This window comes from Enterobacter sp. PTB, assembly GCF_051130085.1.
Taxonomy (GTDB): Bacteria; Pseudomonadota; Gammaproteobacteria; order Enterobacterales; family Enterobacteriaceae; genus Enterobacter; species Enterobacter ludwigii.
Map to the genome: position 1 here is coordinate 1 of NZ_JBDKEE010000115.1, position 531 is coordinate 531.

Sequence of the window (531 nt, forward strand, 5' to 3'; positions counted from 1 at the left end):
GTCATTTGTGATAGAGTCCATTTAAAAATTAAGTGGACTCTATCATCGCCGGATTAAAGGTTCGTCGACAGACGTCGCTGACGGGGCGCTTATAGTGAAAACGACGGTGACCGAAGCGGATCTTCACGGTCTGTGCTGGATCATGTGTCCTGAACTGTCATCACACCAGCGTCTGCTGCCGGTTTATGGTACTACGGCAAATTCGCCGGCAGCAAATGCCGGGACGTATTCTCTGGCGCTCAGACTTGTCACGCAGGGACTGGGGGTTGCGATTGTGCCGGAGTCACTGGCACGTGAACATTTGCAGGTCGTGACCAGAGCCCTGCCAGGACATCCACTCTCAAGACGGACTGGAGTATGCTATGCGGTTCAGTCTCTGTCGTTTCCCGCCGTGGATCAGCTCATCCAGCATTTGATGCGAATGACACGCTGATCAAGACTGTGCAAGGAGGCAAACTTACACAATAATAAACATTAGCTAAACAAATAATAAAAATATTATTAATGGTGGAATAGCATTGTGAAAAGCAG

1 protein-coding gene is annotated in these 531 nt (G+C 49.2%); it reads left to right on the forward strand.

The genetic code is table 11. The annotated features are described in order from the left end of the window. Window positions 1–94: 94 nt before the first annotated feature. Window positions 95–433, forward strand: coding sequence for a LysR family transcriptional regulator substrate-binding protein (locus AAIR21_RS27845; protein WP_422713264.1), 339 nt, complete (start codon window positions 95–97; stop codon window positions 431–433). Window positions 434–531 lie beyond the last annotated feature (98 nt).